The organism is Dolosigranulum pigrum ATCC 51524, from assembly GCF_000245815.1.
Taxonomy (GTDB): Bacteria; Bacillota; Bacilli; order Lactobacillales; family Carnobacteriaceae_A; genus Dolosigranulum; species Dolosigranulum pigrum.
In genome coordinates this window covers 123,508-149,929 of record NZ_JH601103.1, presented here as the reverse complement: position 1 = coordinate 149,929, position 26,422 = coordinate 123,508, and the positions used below count along the sequence as shown (strand labels likewise).

The 26,422-nt window shown below is 43.8% G+C and carries 17 protein-coding genes, 2 tRNA genes and 3 rRNA genes; 19 read left to right on the top strand and 3 right to left on the bottom strand.

Annotated features, from left to right (window positions below):
* Nucleotides 1-73: 73 nt before the first annotated feature.
* Both HMPREF9703_RS00625 and HMPREF9703_RS00620 read right to left on the bottom strand, forming a co-directional pair.
* Nucleotides 74-1,930 carry an oligopeptide ABC transporter substrate-binding protein gene (locus HMPREF9703_RS00625; RefSeq protein ID WP_004634708.1) on the bottom strand — a complete coding sequence of 619 codons (1,857 nt, stop codon included), beginning with the start codon at nucleotides 1,928-1,930 and terminating at the stop codon, nucleotides 74-76.
* Between the two features lie 400 nt (nucleotides 1,931-2,330).
* Nucleotides 2,331-3,689: an FAD-dependent oxidoreductase gene (locus HMPREF9703_RS00620; protein ID WP_004634705.1), complete on the bottom strand. Its 1,359-nt coding sequence runs from the start codon at nucleotides 3,687-3,689 to the stop codon at nucleotides 2,331-2,333.
* 286 nt (nucleotides 3,690-3,975) lie between these two features.
* Here HMPREF9703_RS00620 and murA point away from each other — a divergent pair, with 286 nt between their 5' ends.
* The 10 genes from murA (at nucleotide 3,976) to HMPREF9703_RS00570 (ending at nucleotide 15,819) form a co-directional block, all read left to right on the top strand.
* Nucleotides 3,976-5,250 carry a UDP-N-acetylglucosamine 1-carboxyvinyltransferase gene (gene murA / locus HMPREF9703_RS00615; protein ID WP_004634703.1) on the top strand — a complete coding sequence of 425 codons (1,275 nt, stop codon included), beginning with the start codon at nucleotides 3,976-3,978 and terminating at the stop codon, nucleotides 5,248-5,250.
* Between the two features lie 7 nt (nucleotides 5,251-5,257).
* The gene (rho, locus tag HMPREF9703_RS00610; RefSeq protein WP_004634702.1) at nucleotides 5,258-6,535 is read left to right on the top strand and encodes a transcription termination factor Rho; all 1,278 of its coding nucleotides are present in this window, start codon (nucleotides 5,258-5,260) and stop codon (nucleotides 6,533-6,535) included.
* Nucleotides 6,536-6,677: 142 nt separating this feature from the next.
* On the top strand, nucleotides 6,678-6,932 hold the full coding sequence (locus HMPREF9703_RS00605) for a type B 50S ribosomal protein L31 (protein WP_004634700.1): 255 nt from the start codon (nucleotides 6,678-6,680) through the stop codon (nucleotides 6,930-6,932).
* A 153-nt stretch (nucleotides 6,933-7,085) separates the two neighbouring features.
* Nucleotides 7,086-10,151: a glycoside hydrolase family 2 TIM barrel-domain containing protein gene (locus HMPREF9703_RS00600; RefSeq protein ID WP_050815184.1), complete on the top strand. Its 3,066-nt coding sequence runs from the start codon at nucleotides 7,086-7,088 to the stop codon at nucleotides 10,149-10,151.
* Complete coding sequence (locus HMPREF9703_RS00595) at nucleotides 10,152-11,186, top strand: aldose epimerase family protein (RefSeq protein WP_004634697.1); 1,035 nt, start codon at nucleotides 10,152-10,154, stop codon at nucleotides 11,184-11,186. It abuts the gene before it with no gap.
* 3 nt (nucleotides 11,187-11,189) lie between these two features.
* Nucleotides 11,190-12,362: a galactokinase gene (locus HMPREF9703_RS00590; protein WP_004634694.1), complete on the top strand. Its 1,173-nt coding sequence runs from the start codon at nucleotides 11,190-11,192 to the stop codon at nucleotides 12,360-12,362.
* Between the two features lie 135 nt (nucleotides 12,363-12,497).
* Nucleotides 12,498-13,544 carry a D-alanine--D-alanine ligase gene (locus HMPREF9703_RS00585; protein ID WP_004634692.1) on the top strand — a complete coding sequence of 349 codons (1,047 nt, stop codon included), beginning with the start codon at nucleotides 12,498-12,500 and terminating at the stop codon, nucleotides 13,542-13,544.
* An 18-nt stretch (nucleotides 13,545-13,562) separates the two neighbouring features.
* The gene (locus tag HMPREF9703_RS00580) at nucleotides 13,563-14,939 is read left to right on the top strand and encodes a UDP-N-acetylmuramoyl-tripeptide--D-alanyl-D-alanine ligase (protein ID WP_004634691.1); all 1,377 of its coding nucleotides are present in this window, start codon (nucleotides 13,563-13,565) and stop codon (nucleotides 14,937-14,939) included.
* On the top strand, nucleotides 14,936-15,295 hold the full coding sequence (gene acpS, locus HMPREF9703_RS00575) for a holo-ACP synthase (RefSeq protein WP_004634688.1): 360 nt from the start codon (nucleotides 14,936-14,938) through the stop codon (nucleotides 15,293-15,295). The genes HMPREF9703_RS00580 and acpS overlap by 4 nt, the downstream gene beginning before the upstream one ends.
* Nucleotides 15,296-15,462: 167 nt before the next feature.
* Nucleotides 15,463-15,819, top strand: coding sequence for a type II toxin-antitoxin system PemK/MazF family toxin (locus HMPREF9703_RS00570; protein WP_004634687.1), 357 nt, complete (start codon nucleotides 15,463-15,465; stop codon nucleotides 15,817-15,819).
* Nucleotides 15,820-15,939: 120 nt separating this feature from the next.
* Here HMPREF9703_RS00570 and cbpA read toward each other — a convergent pair whose 3' ends face one another.
* Entirely contained in the window at nucleotides 15,940-16,587 is a 648-nt protein-coding gene (gene cbpA, locus HMPREF9703_RS00565; RefSeq protein ID WP_004634686.1) for a cyclic di-AMP binding protein CbpA, read from the bottom strand.
* 89 nt (nucleotides 16,588-16,676) lie between these two features.
* Between cbpA and HMPREF9703_RS00560 the strand changes: the two genes are divergently transcribed.
* The 9 genes from HMPREF9703_RS00560 (at nucleotide 16,677) to metG (ending at nucleotide 26,289) form a co-directional block, all read left to right on the top strand.
* Nucleotides 16,677-17,384 carry an O-methyltransferase gene (locus tag HMPREF9703_RS00560; protein ID WP_004634682.1) on the top strand — a complete coding sequence of 236 codons (708 nt, stop codon included), beginning with the start codon at nucleotides 16,677-16,679 and terminating at the stop codon, nucleotides 17,382-17,384.
* A 419-nt stretch (nucleotides 17,385-17,803) separates the two neighbouring features.
* Nucleotides 17,804-19,350: ribosomal RNA gene (locus HMPREF9703_RS00555) — 16S ribosomal RNA — on the top strand.
* A gap of 82 nt (nucleotides 19,351-19,432) precedes the next feature.
* Nucleotides 19,433-19,505: transfer RNA gene (locus HMPREF9703_RS00550), tRNA-Ala, on the top strand.
* A 193-nt stretch (nucleotides 19,506-19,698) separates the two neighbouring features.
* Nucleotides 19,699-22,602 (top strand): 23S ribosomal RNA (locus HMPREF9703_RS00545).
* A gap of 78 nt (nucleotides 22,603-22,680) precedes the next feature.
* Nucleotides 22,681-22,796 (top strand): 5S ribosomal RNA (gene rrf / locus HMPREF9703_RS00540).
* The 16S, 23S and 5S rRNA genes sit together here with 2 tRNA genes alongside, the layout of an rRNA operon.
* Before the next feature lie 30 nt (nucleotides 22,797-22,826).
* A tRNA-Asn gene (locus HMPREF9703_RS00535) sits at nucleotides 22,827-22,899 on the top strand.
* A 233-nt stretch (nucleotides 22,900-23,132) separates the two neighbouring features.
* On the top strand, nucleotides 23,133-23,624 hold the full coding sequence (locus HMPREF9703_RS00530) for an ECF transporter S component (protein ID WP_004634681.1): 492 nt from the start codon (nucleotides 23,133-23,135) through the stop codon (nucleotides 23,622-23,624).
* A 34-nt stretch (nucleotides 23,625-23,658) separates the two neighbouring features.
* Nucleotides 23,659-24,129, top strand: a complete 471-nt coding sequence (locus HMPREF9703_RS00525; protein ID WP_004634679.1) for an S-ribosylhomocysteine lyase — start codon at nucleotides 23,659-23,661, stop codon at nucleotides 24,127-24,129.
* A 135-nt stretch (nucleotides 24,130-24,264) separates the two neighbouring features.
* On the top strand, nucleotides 24,265-26,289 hold the full coding sequence (gene metG / locus HMPREF9703_RS00520; RefSeq protein ID WP_004634678.1) for a methionine--tRNA ligase: 2,025 nt from the start codon (nucleotides 24,265-24,267) through the stop codon (nucleotides 26,287-26,289).
* Nucleotides 26,290-26,422 lie beyond the last annotated feature (133 nt).

Sequence of the window (26,422 nt, the reverse complement as noted above, 5' to 3'; positions counted from 1 at the left end):
TAAAAAAAGAAAAACACGCTTAGCCCTCACTCCTGAGAGGAGGGCTAAACGTGTTTTATTACTTAGTAAGTGTTTATTCTGTAACTGGGTTTTCTGATAATAATTGGACATTGTGAAGTCCGTAAGTTTCGAATTCTTTGTCAGTACCAGGCTTGCTACCGTGAATGTAAGCAGAGACACGGTTGTTGACAAGCGATAACTTAGTTGACCATAGTGTTGGGAAGACAGGTGCTTCATCCATGAAGTACTCTTGCCATTCGCGGAAGGCTTGCGCACGGAATTCTGGATCATGAGCTTCATCTGATTGAATCTTCTCTAAGAGGGCAGTGTGTTCTTCCGTTTCGAAACGAGGGAAGTTGAAGGCTGATTGTGGACCGTATAGTCCTTCTGGTGTAGGGTCACTTCCGACACCCCATGCAGCTAGGTAGACATCAACACCTTCTTTGTCATTTTGAACATCTTCATAGAAGGCGTTCATTTCAAGCAATTCGTATTGAACGTTCAAGCCGATTGCTTCCCATGATTGTTGGTAGAATTGGTAAAGACTTTCGTCGGTACCTGTCATGGCAATCATTTTAATTTCAAGTGGCTTGCCATCTTTGTCGAGACGGTAACCTTCACCTGGTTCACCTTCCCATTCGTAGCCAGCTTCGTCCAATAATTGGTTTGCTTTTTCTACGTCAAATGGGAATCCTTCGATTTCTTCGTTGAAGTACTCTTTGAAGTTCGGAACAATCATTGATGTCGCACGCATACGGACACCGCTGTAGAAGGTTTCTGCTAATTGGTCGATATCAAGGGCGTGAGCCATTGCTTTACGCAAGTTTTTGTCGGCCATTTTTGCGTCTGGGTTGTATTCTACTTTTCCTTCTTCGGCGTTCCATTTACCTAACTTGAATCCAGTGTAAGCATAGTAGTTTTCCAAGTGTCCAAGTGTTGTGTAACCTGGAATACCATCTTGGTAACTCTCGTAAATATCAGCTGGCATATCGCTTACCCAGTCGAAGTCTCCAGCTTTTAAGGCACTGACGACATTACTTTTCGGAACAGTTGTTAGAACCATACTATCAACTTTAGGTGCGCCTAAGAAGTAATCTTCGTAAGCTTCGTATTGAACAGCTGAGTCACTGAAAGATTTAACTTTGAATGGGCCGAATCCGATTGGGTTTTTACGAACTTCATCAGCTTCTTCGAATTTAGCGATTTCAACGTTTTCTAAGTGGTGACGTGGTTCTACATAGGCAGCAACCCCACCACCAGCAGATTTCATGTTTGGTGTGAATTCTTTATATTGAATGGTTAGAGTTAATTGGTCATCTGATAGGGTCAAACCAGAAATAGTATCTGCTTCACCATTGTGGTATTCTTCCATACCTACTACGTTCATCATATCGTCATCGTAACGAACACCTTGGTAATCTTTGTGCCCAATAATTTCGTAGGCGAAGACGATATCATCTGCTGTTACAGGCTCGCCATCGTGCCAGTTAACGCCTTCACGAACAGTAATAGTTGCTGTTTTTGCTTCTTCGTCAAATTCAATACTCGCAGCAGTACCGTATTCTTCTCCACCAACTAATTCATAGTTCTCGCCAGTAGCCAAGAGGGAACCAGCCATTGGACCAAGAATGTTATTATTTAGAGCGTCGCTAGAGTGAGTTGAACTGAAGATTCCTTTCCAAGGGGTATCGGTTACAACACCGACGCGGATTTCTCCACCTTCAATCGGGTCACCTTCATTAATGACGTGATCTGGATAACCTAGTGTGTAGTCACGGTCACCAGTTGATGCTTGGTCATTTCCATTTTCATCTGTAACTTCTTCAGTTGCGGGGTCATTAGCTCCACTATTTCCGCCACCACAAGCAGCCAATAGTAAAGTTAATGAAGCAGTTGTTGCTAAAATTGCATATTTTTTATTAAATTTCATGTTAACTTCCTCCTTTTTAGTAGTATAGCACACCAATTAAAAAATGCAAAGATATTTTTTGATAAAATTTCTATTTTTTAAGAATTAAATGATAAATAAGACTAATATAGCTAGCCCAACTAACTGAAAACAATTACTTATATATTCTTTTTACTCAAAAACTTCTTTATAAACCTTATTTTTGAGGAGAGAGTTCTATATTTATAGTCATAATTAGAAAAAATGTATCAAGATACTAAAAATGAAAAGGAGAGAAGATGAGTGTTTTTTAGGAGAAGAGAGATATAGATGAAGAACTTCTTATTTTATGTGGGGTGGCAGGATAAAAAAATCCCCACATACTAATGAACAAGTATGTGGGGAGAGTGGTCAAGCTATTGTATTGTTGTGATGCAGGTGATTAGACACCTAGTAACCCATTCAATGATTCGGTCATAGTTGGGTGAGTGTAAATTTGGTCGCGTAGTGCGCGGTAGTCGATCTGGTGGTTAATGGCTGTCGTGAAGAGGTTAATCATTTCATGTGCTTCTTCACCATATAGTGTTGCTCCAAGAATATAGTTCGTATCCGCATCGATCATGACTTTGAAGATACCGGTCTTCTTGCCGAGAATCATAGCTTTTGGAATAGCTGCAACTGGCATTTTAGCGACTTTAACATTCTTGCCGGCTTCTTTAGCCGCTTTTTCAGTTAATCCGACGTGTGTTAATGGTGGATTAATGAAGGTTGCGGTTGGGAAGTCACGACCAGCTTTGGTGTAGTCTTTTTCACCGGTGAGTTGGTGCTTAATAATACGGAAATCATCGAGGGAGATGTAGGTGAACTGTGGACCACCTTTGACATCACCGAGTGCGTAGACACCTTCAACCGTGGTTTCGAGTTTATCGTTAACTTTCACTTCACCACGTTCGCCAAGTTCAATATCGGTGTTCTCTAAACCAAGTCCTTCTGTTGCTGGTTTGCGTCCAGTTGCCATAAGGAAGGCATTGCTCTGTAAGGTATGCTCTTCACCATCAACAGAGTAATGGGTGTGAACGCCACCGTCTTGTTCGTGAACTTTGGATGTGCGGGCATTGAAGATAAATTGAATGCCGCGTTCTTCTAAGCTCTCTAAGACCACTTCTTGCACGTCACTGTCGATGAAGCTAAGGAAGCTTTCTTTTGGTCCGTATTCGAGTACGGTAACGTCAGCTCCGAAGTTGTTATAGATAGAAGCAAACTCAAGCCCGATTGGACCAGCGCCTAGAATGGTTAATTTTTCTGGGAAGTTTTCTTCCTCTAGTAAGGTAGTCGATGTGTGAATGTTGCCTCCAACTTCTAGACCATCGATCGGTAAGATGTTTGGCACAGCACCTGTATTAATGTAGATTTTGTCTGCAGTGTATTCTTCGGTACCTCCGTTGCTTAGTTCTACCGAGACAGTTTTGTTATCTTTGAATGTTGCAAATCCGTCAATGACTTCTACATTATCTGTTTCAGCGACATTTTTATAGTTAGCTGGGTTCATTTTTTTGCGAAGTTCTTTTTTCGCTTGGATGGACTCTTTGTAGTAAGTGAACTTGTCAGCTCCAGCTGGCTTCTGTTCCGCCATGTCGACTAATTTTTTAGTTGGGATGCAGGCGATGTTAATACATGTTCCACCATACATATCAGGAGATTTTTCGATTAAGATCGTTTCCTCACCACGTTCGCCTAAGAATTGTGCGAGTGTTTTACCAGCTTTTCCGAAACCGATAATAATGTTATTTACTTTAGTCAAAGTAATCGTCCTTTCAATTGTTCGTTTATTTCAATGTGTAAGTCTATTATAACGCGTATTTTTTGTAAGCCAAATATTTTGCTTAGCAAGTTGTTTTTTAGGGGAGTTTCTCAGTATAATAGGGATGTAGTAAGGAAGAGAGGGATAAACGGCCTAGGTAGTTGTCTTTTGGGTCAGAATTTAATATACTGAAAGAGCGGGCACTTCTGTCAAGAGGTAGTGGCGGTAAGAATGATATGATAATAATGTAGAAACAAAAATAGACCGATGTGAAAGTGGGATAATAATGAAAAAACTAGTTATTAATGGAGGTCGTCCGTTAAGTGGTGAAGTGACGATTTCGGGAGCGAAAAATAGTACAGTTGCCTTAATTCCAGCAGCAATTTTGGCGGATTCACCGGTGACGTTAGAAGGCGTGCCGGATATTCAAGATGTGCATTCTTTAATTGAGATTTTGCATGAGATGAATGTGAAGACGGAATTTACCGGATCTACCTTAGTTATTGATCCAACTGAGATGGTGAATGTACCGATGCCGAGCGGGAAGATCCAGAGCTTGCGTGCGTCCTACTACTTTATGGGCGCATTGTTATCGAAGTTTGGTGAAGGGGTAGTCGGACTGCCGGGCGGATGCTTCTTAGGGCCGCGACCGATTGATCAGCACCTGAAAGGCTTCCGAGCGCTCGGAGCAGAGGTCGAGAACGAGATGGGCGCAATGTATCTGAAGACAGAAGAAGCTGGTCTTCAAGGGTCTCGTATTTACTTCGATGTGGTCACGATTGGGGCAACGATTAATGTGATGCTAGCGGCTGTGAAAGCAAAAGGGCGAACCATTATTGAGAATGCAGCACGTGAGCCAGAAATTATCGACGTAGCGACACTTCTGAACAATATGGGCGCAAAAATTCGTGGAGCCGGAACAGATATGATTCGTATTGACGGAGTGGATGAATTACACGGCTGTCGTCATACGATTATTCCCGACCGAATTGAAGCAGGGACGTATTTATCGATTGCGGCAGCTGCTGGAACGGATGTATTAGTGAAGAATGTTATTGTCGAGCACGTCGATGGTTTATTAGCTAAGTTGGAAGAGATGGGTGTGCCGATGGAGGTTGGAGAAGATAGTGTCCGGATTACTCAGGCAGATCAACCGTTAAAACCGGTCTCTATCAAGACATTGCCGTATCCAGGCTTTGCCACGGACTTGCAACAACCGCTGACGCCTTTATTAATGTTAGCATCCGGTGAGTCTGTGGTGATGGATTCGATCTATCCGAAGCGAACGAAACATATTCCAGAATTAAACCGCATGGGCGCGAACGCTCGTATTGAGAGTGATGTTATCTTAATTGAAGGTGGACATCCGCTAAAAGGAGAAGCTGTGACGGCGAGTGATTTACGGGCAGGGGCTTGTCTAGTAAACGCTGGGTTAATTGCAGAAGGAGAAACGGTCATCTCTGGTGTGGATAATATTTTGCGAGGATATGCTGGTATCGTAGCTAAATTACGGGCACTTGGCGCAGATATTAAGATGATTGAGACAGAAGAAGAGGAGTAGCGATTCGTTGCATAAGAAGGATCATTTTTTAACGTTAGATCACTTGAAGGATAAGACTTTAGATGAAATTTATGAATTAGCTCGAAAATATAAAATCCCATCATATGCTGATATGAATAAAAAAGAATTGTCGCTAGCGGTAGTGCGAGCACAAGAAGAGAAGACCGGATACTTCCAAGTGTCGGGGATTTTGGACAAGATGGTGGGACAAGATTTTGGCTTCCTGCGACCGATTAATTATGCGCAGAGTAATGAAGATATTTATATATCGGCAAGTCAGATTACTCGATTCGGCTTGCGCAATGGTGATAAGGTGACTGGGACAGCGCGCCCACCGAAAGAAGGTGAGCGTTATAATGGGTTAATGAACGTCGAGCAGGTTAATGATAAGGACCCGGAGCAAGCAAGTAGTCGACCGCATTTCCCAGCGTTGACGCCGCTGTATCCTGACCGGGCGCTACGCTTGGAGTCGTCTGCCCATGAATTATCAGCTCGTTTGTTAGATTTGGTATCTCCCATTGGTTTCGGGCAACGGGGCTTGATTGTCGCTCCGCCCAAAGCGGGAAAAACCACATTGTTGAAAGAGATCGCCCATGGTATTACACGTAATCATCCCGAGGTCACACTGATTGTGCTCTTGATTGATGAGCGACCAGAAGAAGTGACAGATTTAGAACGCAGTATTGATGGAGAAGTTGTTCATTCAACGTTTGATCAGAAGCCGATGAATCATGTGAATGTGAGTGAGCTTGTCTTGGAACGGGCGCGGCGTTTAGTCGAAGAGAAGCAAGATGTGGTGATCTTGATGGATAGTATTACTCGACTGGCGCGAGCGCATAACTTAATTCAAGAACCGAGTGGACGAACATTAAGTGGTGGGTTAGATCCAGCTTCTCTCTATCGTCCGAAGCGATTTTTTGGTTCGGCTCGAAATGTAGAAGAAGGCGGAAGCTTGACGATTGTGGCGACTGCTTTAGTCGATACCGGGAGTCGGATGGATGACGTGATTTATGAAGAGTTCAAGGGAACAGGGAATATGGAAGTACACTTGTCTAGACAGTTAGCTGAGCGTCATATTTTCCCAGCGGTGGATCTTCAGAAATCAGGGACGCGGAAAGAGAACCTGTTGCTGTCTGAGAGACAACAACAAGCCCTGATTAAGTTGCGCCGTAGTATAGGGCAGGACTCGCTATCTTACTCTGAAAAATTAATCACCACCTTACGCAAATTGAAGACCAATCACCAATTTATTGCTAAAGTATTGGGTGATGAGGCAAAAGACTAAAAAAATCTGCTTGAAGAGTTGTGTTTTTTAGTGAAGTATGCTATTATGGTTAGTGTTGTAACTAAAGATCTTTTTATAGATACGTGAGCAATCACAGAATTATTATGGGCGCGAAAAGAGCTCATGTCAAAGGAGTGAAAATATGAAATCAGCTATTCATCCAGAATACAAACCAGTTGTGTTTATGGATACAACAACTGGATTCAAATTCTTGTCTGGATCAACTAGACAACCAGCAGAAACAATTGAATGGGAAGATGGAAACGAATATCCATTGATTCGAGTGGAAATTTCATCCGATTCGCACCCGTTCTACACCGGACGTCAGAAGTTCGCACAAGCGGATGGACGTATCGACCGTTTCAACAAAAAATACGGTCTTTCCGACGAAGAATAAGCATAATGATCAGAAGCTACGACAGAATTTTTCTGTCGTAGCTTTTTTTCATGTGCGAAAAAATACGGTCATATGTTATGGATACATAAACAGATATCACTTTGAAAAGGGTTTCTGCTAATGTATAATGAACAGGAGATGAATACGATATAAATGAAAGAAGGCGATAACGTCATGAATGGGCAAGAATATAAAGACTTTAATGTACTAGGCATGAATCGGTTAAAAGAATCTTTTTTTATTGAAGAAGATCAGATAAAGCTGGCATCTGGGCGACCAGCTATTCAGTCGCTTAGTGGCAAGTGGCAATTTTTCTACAGTCAGTATCCAGAAACAGTGCATGACATGTTTTATCAAGTGGATTATGATACTTCGGCGTGGGATGAGATGCAGGTACCTGCGCATTGGCAATTGAATGGCTATGGCGAGCCACATTATACGAATGTTGCGTATCCATTCGCGGTGCGTCCACCGATTATTCCGTCTGAAAATCCAACGGGGCTGTATAAGCGAACATTTAACTATGATTCGGTGACAGATGAGATAGTTCACTTGCGTTTTGAAGGAGTGGATAGTGCTTTTTATGTTTGGGTGAATGGGAAGTTTGTCGGATACGGTACGGGGAGTCGGACCGCTTCTAGTTTTGATGTGACGGATGTGATACAGTCTGGAGCGAATCAAATTGCCGTAAAAGTTCATCAGTTCAATGCGCAAACATACTTAGAAGATCAAGATATGTGGTGGTTAAGTGGTATATTTCGCGATGTGAAGCTTGTGCGACGGCCACAAAATCACTTGGAGGATTTGTTCGTTCAAGCGACATTGGATTCCGATTATAAGGAGGGGATGTTGCGAATTGAGTCGGCCTTTAATTCCGACCAAGTGAGCTTAGACTATACGTTATATAATAATCAACAAGAGGTAGTTTATACGCGAACAGATGTAACAGACCGTAACGTAGTAGCTCAGATCGAAAACATTGAACCGTGGACAGCGGAGATGCCTAACTTATATACACTAGTTGTTCAGGTGAAGGGTCATAACCGGGAACTTCTAGAGACGGTGACACAACGAGTGGGTTTCCGTACAGTTGAGATTAGAGAGGGATTGCTTCTCATCAATGGGCAACGTGTACTGTTCAAAGGTGTGAACCGACATGAACATGATTGGGAGCGGGGGCGGATTAATTCACTGCAGACGATGAAAGATGACCTGATGCTGATGAAGCGTCACAATATTAATGCAGTTAGAACGGCCCATTATCCGTCTGATCCACGGTTTTATGCATTGTGTGATGCGCTGGGGTTGTATGTTATTGATGAGGCAGATATTGAGACGCATGGGATGCAGCATACATTGGGGTGGAATAAGTTAACGAATGATCCAGCTTGGGAAGCGGCCTATGTAGAGCGTGCGAAGCGAATGGTTGAGCGCGATAAGAACCATCCGTCGATTATTATGTGGTCATTGGGGAATGAATCGGGATATGGTGTGAATCATGAAGCGATGGCGAACTGGATTCGTCAGCGTGATCCGTCGCGATTGCTGCATAATGAGAGTGAGTCCTTTGGGTTGCTTCAAGAGACCGAATATGAGCCAGTGAAGCTTAATGATACGTCCGATGTTTATTCCTCGATGTATACGTCACATGCGAGTTTGGAAAAGCTAGGGAAACAGTCCGACCTAGCCCAACCGCATCTATTGTGTGAGTTCGTTCATGCGATGGGGAATGGTCCAGGTGGCTTGAAAGAATATATGGATTTATTCTATCGTTATCCGCGCTTGCAGGGAGGATTTGTGTGGGAATGGATCGATCATGGGTTGCGCCAAGAGACAGCTAATGGAGAGGAATACATTGCGTTCGGTGGCGACTTCTCGCATGAGCAACATGACGGGAACTTTGTCTGTGATGGGTTATTATTCGCTGACCGTCAGCCGTCTCCTGCTTTAAGTGAATTTAAAGCGGCAGCCCAACCGTTAAAAGTAACACGCAATGCGAACGGGCGTTTTTTGCTAGAGAATCGATATGATTTTAGTGATTTAGCGCATTTGGTAGCAGATTATACCATCACTTATCAGGGTGAGTTGCTTCAGAATGGATTAATTGAGCTTCCGCATATTGAGCCGGGAAAAATCCGGGAATTACCTCTGTCAATTGATGAAGAGGAGTTACCTGAAGATAGCTTCTTGACGATTCAGTTCAAGTTAAAAGAAGCAGTGGAGTGGGCTGAGCGTGGTCATGAGGTGGCCTTCTGTCAGTTCAGAGTTGGGCAGAAATCTCAGCCTCATCCGCAAGCAGCGTTAACAGTCAATCAACAGAAAAATGAAGCGTTATCAGTACAACAAACAGTGGGGCAATTGCACGTAACAGGGGAAGATTTTGACATTTTATTCAACACACATACCGGCTGGCTGGACTGCCTCTCTTATCGCGGAGAAGAAGTGATTGCACAAGGGCCACGATTCAATGTGTGGCGTGCGATGACAGATAATGACCAATTACCACTGATGAAAGGAAGCGGTCGAATTGGTGATTACTGGCAAGAGAAGCAGGTTCATTTAATGGAAGGTACGTTGTTGAACATTGACTATCAGCAGACAGACGAAGGAGTCATCATTGAAGCGCAACATATGCAGGCACCTCCGGGACAAAGTTGGGGATTGGATCTAATGACGCGTTACACGATTGATGCGGACGGCCGTATTGGGATAGATATAGCGGGCGAACCGTTTGGGCAGAATGGGAGTGAGTCGTTGCCGAAGCTTGGGATGCAATTGTATCTGCCAGATCAATACGAGACGGTTACTTGGGATGGACTGGGACCCGCAGAAAATTATCCCGATAGTCAGTTGGCAGCTCGCTATGGTCGCTTTACGCGAACGATTGATGAACTTTGGACGCCGTATGCTCATCCTCAAGAGAACGGGAATCATATGGGAGTATCACAAGTTACGTTGACCAATCAGTCGAATTTCGGGTTAAAAATTGTCGGCGAGGAACTGAATTTTTCAGCACATTATTATACAACGCGTATGATTGATCATGCGTTGCACCCGTATGAATTAGTCAAGCAGCCACAGATTGAGCTTAACATTGATTATCAGCAATATGGGCTGGGGACGAATAGCTGTGGACCAGCAACGCAAGAGCAATATAAGTTAAAAGTAGAACCATTTCATTATACATTCACATTGATGATGACAGAGGAAGGTGATTAGATGAAAGTAGAGATTAGACCATTTTCGACTTCAGGGCGGCATAAAGAGATTTGGATAACGAATGAAGCGGGGTATACAATTGCCCTATCCAGTATCGGAGCGCGAATTAATCGGTGGCTGACACCGGATGGCCAGAATTTGATTTTAGGCTATGAGATAGCAGAAGACTTGCTAGCGGAACCTAATTTATATTATGGAGCTACAATTGGTCGAGTTGCTGGTCGGATTGCGCAGAGTCAGTTCCGCTTAGATGGCGCAACGTATCATTTGCCGGCTAATGAAGGGGCACATCATTTACACGGCGGGCCATCAGCATTAGATCAAGCGGTTTGGGATGCATGTATTAAGCACCATGGCGATTCAGTGTCGGTTGATTTTTCATATCAGGAGTCAGCTGGGATGCACGGTTACCCAGGAACGATTGATATACGGGTGACACATACCTTCGATGAGGAGAATCGTTGGACGGTGAGCTACTGGGCCCAGACAACCGATGAAGCAACCATCCTTGATCCGACCAATCATGTGTACTTCAACTTAAATGGGGATATGTCGCAATCGATCTTGAACCATCATGTCCAAATTAATGCGGATCACGTCTTGGCATTAGATGCCGAAAATATCCCAACCGGACAGCGACTGGCAGTAGAAGAGACAGCTTTTGACTTGCGTGATGGACAGTGCTTGCGAGAGTTATTTGAACCGATGCCTGCCGAGTTAGAGCGGACAGACGGACTGGATCATCCGTTCGTGTTGAATCCATCAGCTGACCCCGTAGCAGTAGTGACTTGTCCGGGAACAGATTATCGGATTGAAATGACGACAGATGCCCCGTGTGTGGTCGTCTATACGCATAATACGGCTGAGCCAGATAAGACGATCTTCAATCAGTCACCGCTGAAGTATGCGGGGATCACGTTGGAAACACAGTGCGAGCCTAATGCCGCTAATGAGACAGATTTTTCTGATATTACGTTGCGTGTTGGGGATATATATAGTCGGACGACGAGTTATCAATTGGTGAAGGAGCGATAAGTGATGGATATGCAAAGAGAAGTAACCACTAAATTTAAGGAATTATATAACGAAGCGTTAGCAGGAGTATTTTTTGCACCGGGACGAGTCAACTTGATCGGTGAGCATATTGATTATAATGGAGGCCATGTTTTTCCGTGTGGGATTACGCAAGGGACGTACGTGGCAATTGGCCAACGTGATGATCGCGCGATTCACTGTTATTCCATGAATTTTTCTGACAAAGGGGTAATGAAGACCTCGCTGGATCAATTAGTCTATGCTAAGGAAGATGATTGGATCAATTATGTAAAAGGGATTGTGAAATATCTCCAAGAAGCTTCAGGGCAGCAGTTAGATGGTGGCTTTAATTTGGTCGTTTACGGTAATATTCCGAATGGGGCTGGATTGTCGAGCTCGGCATCGATTGAGTTAGCAGTTGGGTTGGCGGTTGATCAGATATATGGATTAGCGGTCGATCGGTTGACGCTTATTAAATTGGGGCAACGCGTCGAGAATGAGTTCTTTGGCTTAAATACCGGGATTATGGATCAATTTGCGATTGGGATGGCACAGGCAGATCAGGCGATTTTTTTAGATACCAATACGTTGGAATATAGCATGGTGCCGGCTGCTTTTAAAGATTATGTCATACTGATTATGAATACGAATCAACGTCGGGAATTAGCGGACTCGAAGTATAATAAGCGACGCCAGCAGTGTGAACAAGCGCTAGCTGACTTGCAGACAGAACTTGATATTCAAACATTAGGTGACTTGTCGAGTGAGGCATTCGAGCAACATAAACAGTTAATCACAGATGAGGTGCTCCGACGTCGAGCGAAGCATGCAGTCTATGAGAATGAGAGAACCTTACAAGCAAAAGAAGCACTGACGGCTGGTGACTTGCCAGCATTCGGTAAGTTGTTGGATGAATCACACCGCAGCTTGCGCGATGATTATGAGATTACAGGTGAGGCGCTCGATACGATTGTGTTAGAAGCTTGGCAACAAGAGAGTGTTCTAGGCGCCCGGATGACAGGTGCAGGGATGGGAGGCTGTGCCATTGCTTTAGTGCATAAAGACCAGGCTGAAGCTGTTATTCAAGCAATTGGGCCAGCTTACCAAGAAGCAATTGGCTTAGAAGCAGAGTTTTATATTGCAGAAGTTGGCGATGGGGCAAAAGCATTGTCGTAACAGTAATAGTGGACCCTTTCTATAGGAGGAAGGGTCTTTAGTTTTGCAGAAAGTGGTGTGATTTTTAGTCAGTTGGATTTTTTTATGATAAAATGGATGGAGAAAAAACTTAAATGAACTGACGGGGGATTAGGAATGAATATTTTTGTCTTATATGGTGGTAAGAGTGCGGAGCATGATGTGTCGATTATTTCAGCCTACAATATTTTGAAAGAAGTGTACTATCAATATTATACAGCGACTCCGATCTATATTACGCGTGAAGGACAGTGGATGCGCAAGGCGACTATTACTTCAGTTGATGATGTGCCAACACATGCAGCCATGACGGAAGACTTAGAACCGTTCTCGATCGAAGCATTGAAGGTAGATGATAGCATCGTATTCCCGGTACTTCATGGCCCGAATGGAGAAGATGGGACGATGCAAGGGCTATTCGAAGTGATGGATATTCCTTATGTAGGGTGTGGTGTACTTGCGAGCAGTACCGGTATGGACAAAATTGTCAGCAAAGTTTTGTTCGATGCAGCAGGCATTCCAATTCTTCCATATGAAGCCGTGACACCGGCAGAATGGCAAGCCAAAAAATATGAAGTCATTACGCGAGTGGAACTCAACTTGCTTTATCCAGTCTATGTTAAGCCAGCGAACTTAGGATCAAGTGTGGGTATTTCTGAAGTTAAGAATACAGATGAATTGATCGAAGCGATTGATCTGGCCTTCGAGTATGACCACCGTGTCTTAGTTGATCAAGGCATTGAAGCACGCGAGGTAGAGATTGCTGTGTTAGGGAATGATGATGTGAATGTCTCTGTCGTTGGTGAATTAGTGAAGGATACACAGTTTTATGATTACAAAGCAAAATACGAATCTAATGATGTGGGCTTACGTATTCCGGCCCAATTAGAAGACGAAACAGTTAGCCGAATTAAAAAATATGCAGCCGATGCATTCTTAGCGACAGATGGTAGTGGCTTGATGCGAGCTGATTTCTTCGTGACAGCAGATAATGATATATTCATTAATGAAGTAAATACATTCCCAGGCTTTACTCCAATCAGTATGTATCCAAAATTGTGGGAAGCAACAGGATTAAGTTACGGCGATTTAATTGAAGAATTGATTCAATTGGGGTTACGCCGGCATAAGAGTCGTCAAATGAGTAGTATGAAAGATAGATAAAAGTAAGGAGTATCAAGTATGATAGAACAGACACTAGCAACGATAGCTGAAGCGGTCGCTGGACGTGTTTACCCGAATAATGCGGGAGATATTAGAATCCGAGGGGTGCAGTTTGATTCACGCCAAATAGAGTCCGGGAATTTATTTGTTCCTTTAGTAGCTGAACGTGATGGGCATGATTTTACGTCAGGTGCTATTGAGAAGGGGGCAGTCGCTACGCTTTGGAGCAAGGATGCAGCAGATGTGCCGGCAGGAGTGCCCGCTATACTAGTGGATGATACGTTGGCAGCTTATCAAGCATTGGCTGGGTGGTATCTGCAAGAAGTGAGTCCAACAGTGGTAGCTATTACTGGGAGCAACGGGAAGACCACAACCAAAGATATGACAGCAGCGGTGGTCTCTACACAGTACAAAACACATAAAACAGAAGCCAACTATAATAATCACCTGGGAGTTCCAATGACTATCTTGAGTATGGCACCAGAGACGGATGTTATTATTTTAGAGATGGGTATGGATCATCCGGGAGACATTCATGACTTATCTCTCTTGGCTCAGCCAGATATTGGTGTGATTACGATGATTGGTGAATCACACTTGGAATTTTTTGGCTCGAGAGAGAAGATTGCCCAAGCGAAGTTGGAGTTGCTGGATGGCTTCAAAAGCAGCAGTGTATTGGTAACAACAGGCGATGAACCGTTATTAGCAGAAGCGCTTGCGACGACGCAGAGTTATTCCTTTGGGCTGGAAGAGGGGAATGATTTACGTGCTAACGATATAGTGAATCTTAAACATGTAACTGAATTTGCCGTAGTTGGTCACGAGGAATTAACGGTGACTATTCCAGTTCCAGGCCGTCATAATGTTCATAATGCCTTGGCTGCTTTGTCGGTTGGGCTGCAATTGGAGATTCCCTTAGAAGTGGGTGCAGCTGGTCTAGCGACATTCCAATTGACTAAGAATCGCTTAGAATGGATAGCTGGGAAACAGCATTCACAAATCTTGAATGATGCTTATAATGCCAGTCCAAGCTCGATGAAAGCTGTATTAGGGTATATGGGAGCACTTGAACATGATGGGCGTAAGCTTGTGGTGTTAGGAGATATGCGTGAATTGGGCGAACAATCTCGCATGCTTCATGAATCATTAGCTGCGTCGATTGAATTGGGTGAGTTTGACGAGGTATTTCTCTATGGGGAAGAGATGCGGGCATTATACGAGAAGTTAGCGGCGAAATTATCAGCAGACCACCTCCACTATGTTAAAGAAGGAACAGCTACGTTAGCAGCACAGATTGAAGCGGAGTTACAACCGGGAGATGCGGTATTGGTGAAGTCTAGTTTTGGGACGAATTTACTCGATGTGGTTGCGCGCTTGAAAGAATCAGACGTATGATAGTTGGCATTGGTATGGACATTATCGAAATTGATCGGATTGCGCAAGCTTATAAGAAAAATAATCAGTTTGTTAACCGGATCTTGACAGGGGCAGAGCTCGATATGTTTAATCAGCTAGAAAATCGACGACAGATGGAATTTTTGGCAGGGCGCTTTGCAGCGAAGGAAGCTTACAGTAAGGCGGTTGGAACAGGCATCGGTAAGCTACGCTTCACGGATATGGAAGTCGGAAAAGGCAAGCGCGGTGAGCCCGTTTGGAAGAGGCCGCTGTCACCGCAATGTCGTGTGCATCTCTCTATTACGCACACGAAGTCTGTTGCCGCAGCTCAAGTGATTATCGAAGAGGAACAGTGAGTATCGAGTGATAGTTTTCAAATGGTACAGACTATGGTAGAATAGGCTTGAGGAAGGGATTATTTTACTGAATCAAACTACTTTTTGATTAGCTAGGGATACAGTTGGCTGAGTCAGATTAGTATGCTGATATGTTTGGTAAGTAAATGAGTGAGAGGAAGACAGCTATGGTACAACGAGGAGAAATTTATTATGCTGAATTATCTCCGGTCGTTGGTTCTGAACAGGGCGGGATGCGTCCAGTCCTGATTTTGCAGAACAACGTCGGAAATAAGTACAGTCCAACGGTGATTGTTGCAGCAATTACAACTAAAATTGATAAGGGGAAAATGCCGACTCATGTGGAGGTAGGATCTGATCGAGGATTAGAGAAAGATTCAGTTGTCTTGTTGGAACAGATTCGAACGATTGATAAGCAACGGGTGAAAGAAAAAATCACCCAACTTAAAAAAGACAAAATGGCTGAAATCGATGAGGCATTAAGAATTAGCGTCGGTTTATCCGAGAAATATAAAGATGTCTAAAGAGAATCTGCTGAATGCATACACAATGATATGTACATATATAAAATAAAAACTCTGAAGTATAGAGAGACTTCAGAGTTTCTGACCATTATCTAACGATTCTATTCTATTGATGAATAATTAGTTAGTGTGTAAGTCTTCGATTTGTAGTACGCTATATCCTTTTTTGTCTAGACGTGTTCGAAGATCTTCGATGTTCTTTTTGGTGACACCGGGTTCTAATGTAATAACTAAACGCCGAACTTTACTGAATTCCGATTCCTTGTTCACATCAAGCGAGATAATACTCATAATTGAGCTAAAACGGTTGATAATTTTAGCTACTGTTGAGAAGTCACCTTTTTCACCCGGCGTAGCGATCGTTAACACATAACTTCCACGGTCGATACTCCAAGATTGCTGTAACATGTCGATAAGTGAGCTGTGTGTCAAAATACCATAAAAATGATTATCTTCATCCAAGACGGTAATATAAGGTAAGTCTTTGATCATGAAGAAGATATTGAAGAATGAATCATTGATATGGACATATTTTGTAGCATTTTTTAATAGATGTGTGACGGGAAGGGACATATCACCGCCGCGTGATTGGTGGCGATAAATATGCATCTTGTAAATGTTTCCGCGATAAATTTTGCCACTCTCGTCTAAAATTGGCACGCAACGAAACCCAGATTCTTCCAGTAAGTCAATTGCTTCTTGTAGCGTTGTATCTTCAGAAATCGTCGACACAACACGTTTTGGTAATGATAATTGTTTGATTAACATAGCCAACACTCCTTATAATATGATTACATATATTATAACAAAAATTGAAAAATTAACAGCTATAATAATACTTTTTAGGAGAGATCATAATGAGAAAATTAAATGAAATGATGGATCGTCCAGTTATTGACTCAGCTGTCCGAGATTATCTCAGACAAGAACAAAAACAACTCACTGGAAAACTAGCGGACATTGAACGGTTTGCCAATGAAAACCGGGTTCCGATTATTCCACATGAGACAGTGACGTATTTTATTTGGTTATTTAATCTAATAAAGCCTAAACAAATATTGGAGATCGGAACTGCGATTGGTTTCTCAGCAGCATTAATGGTTGAGCATATGCATGAAGATGGTCATGTGACAACAATTGACCGCAATCCAGATATGTATGAACGAGCAGAAGCTTTATTTGCTGAGATGGCTATTGAAGATCGCGTAACTTTAATGAAAGGACAAGCCAATGAAATTTTAGCTGAATTACCGGCTGATACGTATGACTTTATTTTTATGGATAGTGCGAAGGCGAAGTACTACAGTTTTTTCCCGGATTGTATGCGTATATTACAGCAGGGTGGTGTATTGGCTGTTGATGATGTCTTGCAAGGAGGCACTATATTAGACAGTAAAGAAGACGTGCCGAAGTATCGTCGCAAGATTCACCGTAAATTGAATGATTTCCTAGAAGTAGTACTAGATCATCCAGCTTTAGATACTACATTACTACCATTAGGAGATGGGTTACTCCTCATCACAAAAAAAGAAGCGTATGACTTTGACTTTATGCGACAAGATTAAAATACCTTGACAATCCCTATTAAAACAACAATATCCGCTTATTTCACGAGAGAAGACATAGACTGTATAGAAATAAAAATAATTATTTTTTCAAAAAGTGTTGACAAGTTATTTATAAGATGATATCATAGTATTTGTCGTTGAGAAAGACAACAGGCACTAATTGGAATCATCAAAAAAATATTTTAAAAGTTTTTCAGAAAATGCTTGACAAGATATTCGGAAGATGATATAATAGTTATTGTCGCTAAAAGATAACGACGAACTGATCTTTGAAAACTGAATAAGATAAACAACCAAGATGTGTAAGGGTCTCTGGTTCAATCGAATCAGGACAATTCATATTTTTGTAAGTTTTAGAAAAACTTATACTTTAAATTGAGCTATTCAAACAAGTGTGGCTAAACGCCACCTCATTTAAACATGAGAGTTTGATCTTGGCTCAGGACGAACGCTGGCGGCATGCCTAATACATGCAAGTCGAACGATGATATCACTGCTTGCAGTGATTGATTAGTGGCGAACGGGTGAGTAACACGTGAGGAACTTGCCCATGAGCGGGGGACAACATTCGGAAACGGATGCTAATACCCCATAGGTGGATTGGTCGCATGACTAATTCATTAAAGGTGGCTTTGCTACCACTCATGGATAGCCTCGCGGCGTATTAGCTAGTTGGTAAGGTAATGGCTTACCAAGGCAGTGATACGTAGCCGACTTGAGAGGGTGATCGGCCACACTGGGACTGAGACACGGCCCAGACTCCTACGGGAGGCAGCAGTAGGGAATCTTCCACAATGGGTGCAAACCTGATGGAGCAATGCCGCGTGAGTGAAGAAGGTCTTCGGATCGTAAAGCTCTGTTGTTAGAGAAGAACACGTGCTAGGTAACTACTAGCGCCTTGACGGTATCTAACCAGAAAGTCACGGCTAACTACGTGCCAGCAGCCGCGGTAATACGTAGGTGACAAGCGTTGTCCGGATTTATTGGGCGTAAAGGGAGCGCAGGCGGTCTGTTTAGTCTAATGTGAAAGCCCACGGCTTAACCGTGGAACGGCATTGGAAACTGACAGACTTGAATGTAGAAGAGGAAAATGGAATTCCAAGTGTAGCGGTGGAATGCGTAGATATTTGGAGGAACACCAGTGGCGAAGGCGATTTTCTGGTCTAACATTGACGCTGAGGCTCGAAAGCGTGGGGAGCGAACAGGATTAGATACCCTGGTAGTCCACGCTGTAAACGATGAGTGCTAAGTGTTGGGGGCTTTCCGGCCCTCGGTGCTGGAGCTAACGTATTAAGCACTCCGCCTGGGGATTACGACCGCAAGGTTGAAACTCAAAAGAATTGACGGGGACCCGCACAAGCGGTGGAGCATGTGGTTTAATTCGAAGCAACGCGAAGAACCTTACCAGCTCTTGACATCTTCTGACAACTCTAGAGATAGAGCGTTCCCTTCGGGGACAGAATGACAGGTGGTGCATGGTTGTCGTCAGCTCGTGTCGTGAGATGTTGGGTTAAGTCCCGTAACGAGCGCAACCCTTGTTGTTAGTTGCCAGCATTAAGTTGGGCACTTTAACGAGACTGCCGGTGATAAACCGGAGGAAGGCGGGGATGACGTCAAATCATCATGCCCCTTATGAGCTGGGCTACACACGTGCTACAATGGATGGTACAACGAGCAGCGATCCCGCAAGGGCTAGCTAATCTTTCAAAGCCATTCTCAGTTCGGATTGCACTCTGCAACTCGAGTGCATGAAGTCGGAATCGCTAGTAATCGCGAATCAGAATGTCGCGGTGAATCCGTTCCCGGGTCTTGTACACACCGCCCGTCACACCACGAGAGTTTGAAACACCCGAAGTCGGCCGGCCAACCCTATGGGAGGCAGCCGTCGAAGGTGGGTTGAATGATTGGGGTGAAGTCGTAACAAGGTAGCCGTATCGGAAGGTGCGGCTGGATCACCTCCTTTCTAAGGATACTGCCATTAGGGCAGACGGAACCTTACACATTGTTTATCTTATTCGGTTTTGAGAGATTAGTTCTCATTATATGGGGGTATAGCTCAGCTGGGAGAGCGCCTGCTTTGCACGCAGGAGGTCAGCGGTTCGATCCCGCTTATCTCCATTGACCGAAAGGTTAATATTGTTCTTTGAAAACTGAATAGTTGAATCGACATTTAATTTATAAATTATTTGAAGACAACACCGAGACATAATCATTAGTTTGATTTAAAACGTTGAAAAGAGTCTATTTATTAAGTTTAATAAATGAGAGTAACAATTTTTTAACGCTACACATATGCTTAACTTAACCAGACGGTTAAGTGAATAAGGGCGTACGGTGAATGCCTTGGTACTAGGAGCCGATGAAGGACGGGACGAACACCGATATGCTCCGGGGAACTGTAAGTAAGTTTTGATCCGGAGATTTCCGAATGGGGCAACCCACCATATTGAGAAGTATGGTATATACTAAGTGAATACATAGCTTAGTGTAAGGGACACGCGGTGAACTGAAACATCTCAGTAGCTGCAGGAAGAGAAAACAAATGTGATTCCCATAGTAGCGGCGAGCGAAATGGGAAGTGGCCAAACGATCATGCTTGCATGATCGGGTTGTAGGACTCAAGAATGGACGATTGTTGTTAGTTGAACACGTTGGAGAGCGTGGCCAAAGAAGGTGACAGCCCTGTAGGTGAAAACAACATGAACCAATGAGGATCCTGAGTACGGCGGAACACGAGAAATTCCGTCGGAATCAGCCGGGACCATCCGGCAAGCCTAAATACTACCTAGTGACCGATAGTGAACCAGTACCGTGAGGGAAAGGTGAAAAGAACCCCGGAAGGGGAGTGAAAAGCACTTGAAACCGTATGCTTACAAGTAGTCAGAGCCCGTTAATGGGTGATGGCGTACCTTTTGTAGAATGGACCGGCGAGTGACGATTTCATGCAAGGTTAATCTGAAGAAGAGGAGCCGCAGCGAAAGCGAGTCTGAATAGGGCGTGCAGTATGAGGTCGTCGACCCGAAACCAGGTGACCTACCCATGTGCAGGGTGAAGGTGCGGTGAAACGCACTGGAGGCCCGAACCCACGTATGTTGAAAAATGCGGGGATGACGTGTGGGTAGCGGTGAAATTCCAATCGAACCTGGAGATAGCTGGTTCTCTCCGAAATAGCTTTAGGGCTAGCCTCGGATGATGCATCGTGGAGGTAGAGCGACTGTTTGGACGAGGGCCCCTTGCGGGGTACCGAATCCTGATAAACTCCGAATGCCACAGATGTTAATCCGGGAGTCACACTGCGAGTGATAAGATCCGTAGTGGAAAGGGAAACAACCCAGACCGTCGGCTAAGGTCCCCAAATCCTTGTTAAGTGGAAAAGGATGTGGGGCTGCTTAGACAACTAGGATGTTGGCTTAGAAGCAGCCATCATTTAAAGAGTGCGTAATAGCTCACTAGTCGAGTGGCCCTGCGCCGAAAATTTACCGGGGCTAAACAAGGTACCGAAGCCACGGATAGAACCTTTGGTTCTATGGTAGGAGAGCGTTCTAATCAGCATAGAAGCCTGACTGTGAAGACAGGTGGAGCGATTAGAAGTGAGAATGCCGGTATGAGTAGCGAAAGACAGGTGAGAATCCTGTCCACCGAATGACTAAGGTTTCCTGGGGAAGGCTCGTCCTCCCAGGGTTAGTCGGGACCTAAGCTGAGGCCGAACGGCGTAGGCGATGGTCAACAGGTTGATATTCCTGTACCAGTTTCTTTTGTTTGACCGATGGAGGGACGCAGCAGGCTAAGATATGCCCACTGATGGATGTGGGTGCAAATAATAAGTCTGGCGATGAGTCAAATGCTTATCGCTAAGGAGAAGTTATGACGCGGAGGGAAGTACAGTACCGAAGTATCTGACGTCACACTGCCAAGAAAAGCTTCTAGGGAGAAAGCAACTGCCCGTACCGCAAACCGACACAGGTAGTCGAGATGAGAATTCTAAGGTGAGCGAGCGAACTCTCGTTAAGGAACTCGGCAAAATGACCCCGTAACTTAGGGAGAAGGGGTGCTAACGCAAGTTAGCCGCAGTGAATAGGCCCAGGCGACTGTTTACCAAAAACACAGGTCTCTGCTAATTCGAAAGAAGATGTATAGGGGCTGACACCTGCCCGGTGCTGGAAGGTTAAGAGGACAAGTTAGCGTATGCGAAGCTTTGAATTGAAGCCCCAGTAAACGGCGGCCGTAACTATAACGGTCCTAAGGTAGCGAAATTCCTTGTCGGGTAAGTTCCGACCCGCACGAAAGGTGTAACGATCTGGGCACTGTCTCAACGAGAGACTCGGTGAAATTATAGTACCTGTGAAGATGCAGGTTACCCGCGACAGGACGAAAAGACCCCATGGAGCTTTACTGTAGCTTGATATTGAGTGTCTGTACGGTTTGTACAGGATAGGTAGGAGCCATTGAACTCTGGACGCCAGTCTAGAGGGAGGCATTGGTGGGATACTACCCTCACCGTATGGCCACTCTAACTCGCGCCCCTTAACGGGGTGGAAGACAGTGTCAGGTGGGCAGTTTGACTGGGGCGGTCGCCTCCTAAACAGTAACGGAGGCGCCCAAAGGTTCCCTCAGAATGGTTGGAAATCATTCGTAGAGTGTAAAGGCAGAAGGGAGCTTGACTGCGAGACTTACAAGTCGAGCAGGGACGAAAGTCGGGCTTAGTGATCCGGTGGTTCCGCATGGAAGGGCCATCGCTCAACGGATAAAAGCTACCCTGGGGATAACAGGCTTATCTCCCCCAAGAGTTCACATCGACGGGGAGGTTTGGCACCTCGATGTCGGCTCATCGCATCCTGGGGCTGGAGTTGGTCCCAAGGGTTGGGCTGTTCGCCCATTAAAGCGGTACGCGAGCTGGGTTCAGAACGTCGTGAGACAGTTCGGTCTCTATCCGTCGCGGGCGTTGGAAATTTGAAGATAGCCATCCTTAGTACGAGAGGACCGGGATGGACGCACCGCTGGTGTACCAGTTGTCATGCCAATGGCATAGCTGGGTAGCTATGTGCGGGAAGGATAAGCGCTGAAAGCATCTAAGCGTGAAGCCCCCTTTAAGATGAGATTTCCCATTCCTATAAGGAAGTAAGACCCCTGAAAGAAGATCAGGTCGATAGGCTCGAAGTGGAAGTGTGGTGACATACGGAGCGGACGAGTACTAATCGGTCGAGGACTTAACCAAATGGTTGGTTAAGCATAGGATCGGTGAAGGATTCAAAGAGTGATTCAACTATTTAGTTTTGAGAGAGCAATAAGAGTGTGTGGTGATGATGGCAAGAAGGACCCACCTGTTCCCATACCGAACACAGAAGTTAAGCTTCTTAGCGCCGAGGATAGTGACGGGTTTCCCGTTGTGAAAGCCGGACGTTGCCACGCACTATTTTTATAAATAGTATGTTATCTCATTCCTCAATAGCTCAGTTGGTAGAGCGCGCGACTGTTAATCGCGTTGTCGCTGGTTCGAGTCCAGCTTGAGGAGTTTATACATTGGTATAGGTTGGTTTTAAAAAATCAGGAATGGCTCTACAGCAGGGTTGTTCCTGTTTTTTTGATTTTTAGATTGGTATAGATTGGTATAGGTTTGATAATTTTTTTGCACTTATTTTGTACGGATTTGGAAGGTTATGCTTGAAATATTTGTCTATCCTGGTTATGATTAGGATATAGTGTTAAGAATTTTTGAAATAAATTAGAAAAGAAAGGAGAACTATGATGAAAGAAAGTAAAACCTCAACACGACAATTAACTTTAGCCGCATTGTTTATGGCTTTGACGACGGTAGCGACAATGGTTATACATATTCCAGTACCTGCGACGCAAGGTTTTGTTAATGTTGGGGACTCCTTTGTCCTATTAAGTGGACTGTTATTCTCACATTATTATGGTGCATTAATTGGTGGTGTTGGATCAGCGTTAGCAGATTTATTTTTAGGTTATACGATTTTTGCCCCGGTAACGCTAATTGTAAAAGCAATTGAGGCTTTATTAGCGAGTTATATTGATCGAGGGAATACGGTGTCGCGTGTTATTGCGGTAATTGTTGGTGTGGCTTGGATGGTATTTGGTTACTTTATTTTTGAGGTGTTTATGTTTGATTTGCCTGTTGCGTTGAGCGCAGTGATTCCTAACAGTATTCAGGGTATCGTGAGTGCGGGACTCACTTTATTACTTTATCCAATCGTACGCCGTCTAATTGATCGCTAAAAGTGAAAGTAGATAAAGAGAAAGTAGGTTAACAATGGAAAAAATTGCAAGTTTTACGGTAGATCATGAAAAACTAGAACCAGGACTATACTTATCGCGTCAAGATAAATTAGGTGAACGTGAGTTGAATTCATATGATTTGCGCTTTACATCGCCAAATGATGAGCCGGTCATGAATACGGCAGAAATCCATACGATTGAGCATTTAATTGCAACGTACTTACGCAATGATAAGCAGTTTAAGGATGATATTATTTACTTTGGGCCAATGGGATGTCGGACGGGGTTTTATCTTATTACGTCCGATGCAATTGAGGCAGCTGATTTGTTGCAATTGTTGAAGGAAGCTTTTGCTTTTGCAGCTGCGTATGAAGGAGAAATTCCTGGCGCTGATGCGAAGAGTTGTGGGAATTACTTAGATCAAAATCTTCCTATGGCGAGATACTTCTCGAAACGTTACTTGGCAACACTTGAGCAAGTTGAGGATTTATCGTTTAGCTATTAGAAGGAAGTAAGTGGATAGTGAAATAGTCAGTGGCTCTCTTTGGCATAAAAGCGAAAGAAAGCCACTGATTTCTATTAATTTAATGAAAATTGTGCTATACTAAGAAAGAGTGAAAATTTCAAAGGAGGATTTGGTGTGGTAGAGAATAAGAATTATTATGTGACGACGCCGATTTATTATCCAAGTGGGAAGTTACATATAGGTAATACGTATACAACAGTGGCATGTGATGTGTTGGCGCGGTATAAACGTCTACAAGGTGCGAATACATTCTTCTTAACAGGAACAGATGAACATGGTCAAAAAATTCAACAAAAAGCGGCAGATAAAGGATTGTCTCCGCAAGCCTATGTTGATCAAATGGCTGATAGTATTAAGTCACTATGGAACTATTTGGAAATTTCAAATGATGACTTTATTCGAACAACAGATCCGCAACATAAAGCAGTTGTGGCTAAAATCTTTGATAAGCTGTTGGAACAAGGTGATATCTACTTAGGTGAATATTCGGGCTGGTATTCAGTGTCGGATGAAGAATTCTTCACAGAAAGTCAATTAGCAGAAGTGTACCGCAATGAGGCCGGTGAAGTGATTGGTGGAGTAGCTCCAAGTGGTCATGAAGTTCAGCAAGTTAGTGAAGCGTCTTACTTCTTTAAGATGAGTAAGTATGCTGATCGCCTGCTTACCTATTATGAAGAACACCCTGAGCTAATCCAACCCAAATCGCGTGAAAAAGAAATCGTGAAAAACTTTATTGAGCCGGGCTTGGAAGACTTGGCGGTAACGCGGACGACCTTTGATTGGGGGGTGCCGGTTAATTCAGATCCGAAACATGTTATCTATGTTTGGATTGATGCATTGACGAACTACATTACTGGGCTTGGCTATGATCCAGATAAAGGGAGCTTTGAGCAACAGTCTGAGCAATTCAAGCAATTCTGGCCAGCTGATTTGCATATGGTGGGGAAAGATATTGCACGATTCCATTTTATTTACTGGCCAATTATGTTGATGGCACTGGATCTGCCATTGCCGAAGCAAATGTACGGTCATGGTTGGATGTTGATGAAAGACGGTAAAATGTCTAAATCAAAAGGAAATGTGATTTATCCGGAGTTCTTAGTGGAGCATTATGGGATAGATGCCCTGCGTTATTATTTAATGCGTGAGGTGCCCCACGGAGGTGATGCGGTCTTCACACCGGAAGATTTTGTCGGGAAGATGAACTATGACTTGGCCAACGATTTAGGTAACTTATTAAATCGAACTATTGCAATGATTAATAAATACTTCGATGGAACAGTACCAAGTTATGCAGGAGATATTACAGCCTACGATGCTTCCTTACGTGAGTTGGGAGATACAACGATTACTGAGTATAAAGCTTTACTAGATAGTTTGGAATTTTCGAAAGCATTAGAAACGGTTTGGGCGCTTATCTCACGGACGAATAAATATATTGATGAGACAACTCCGTGGGTGCTTGCTAAAGATGAGAATCAGAGCCAAGCACTGAAAAGTGTCATGACACATTTAGTCTTGAGCTTACGCGTGATTGCCAATCTCTTGAAACCAGTATTGATTACAACTTCTGATGAGATCTTGCGTCAATTAGGCTTGGAACCTCTAGCAGAAGGCACTTGGGATGAGTTGACTTTTGTGGCAGATTTAGGTGCAGCACAAGTGATTGATAAAGGTGAGCCGATTTTCCCTCGTCTAGATGTGGAAGAAGAAGTGGCAAAAATTACCGAATCAATGACAGGTGGGCAAGCGGCTGGAGACGATTCAGACTGGGATCCAGAAACCGTTGAACTGACGAATGAAAAAGCTGATATTGAATTTGGTCAGTTTGAAGCTGTTGAATTGCGGGCAGCGGAAGTGCTAGACTGCCAGCCAGTTGAAGGGTCGAATAAATTACTTCAATTCAAATTAGATGCTGGTGACGATCAGCCAAGACAGATTCTCTCGGGAATTGCCAAGCACTATCCAGATCCTAAGTACTTCATCGGTAAAAAGGTAGCCATTGTTGCTAACTTAAAACCGATTCATATGATGGGCGAAATCAGCCAAGGAATGATCTTATCCGCTGAGAATGCAGACGGCAAGCTAACAGTTGTGGAATTACCAGAGCGAGTCGAGTCGGGCGCAGGATTAGCATAATAAATAAGTTTAAAACCGTGTAGTATATAATACTACACGGTTTTAAGATGGTGATTCAGAATATTCAAACGTATATTTTAGCTATAATCATAATAAAGGTGAATCCTTAACTTTCTAAAAAAATTTGTTTTCA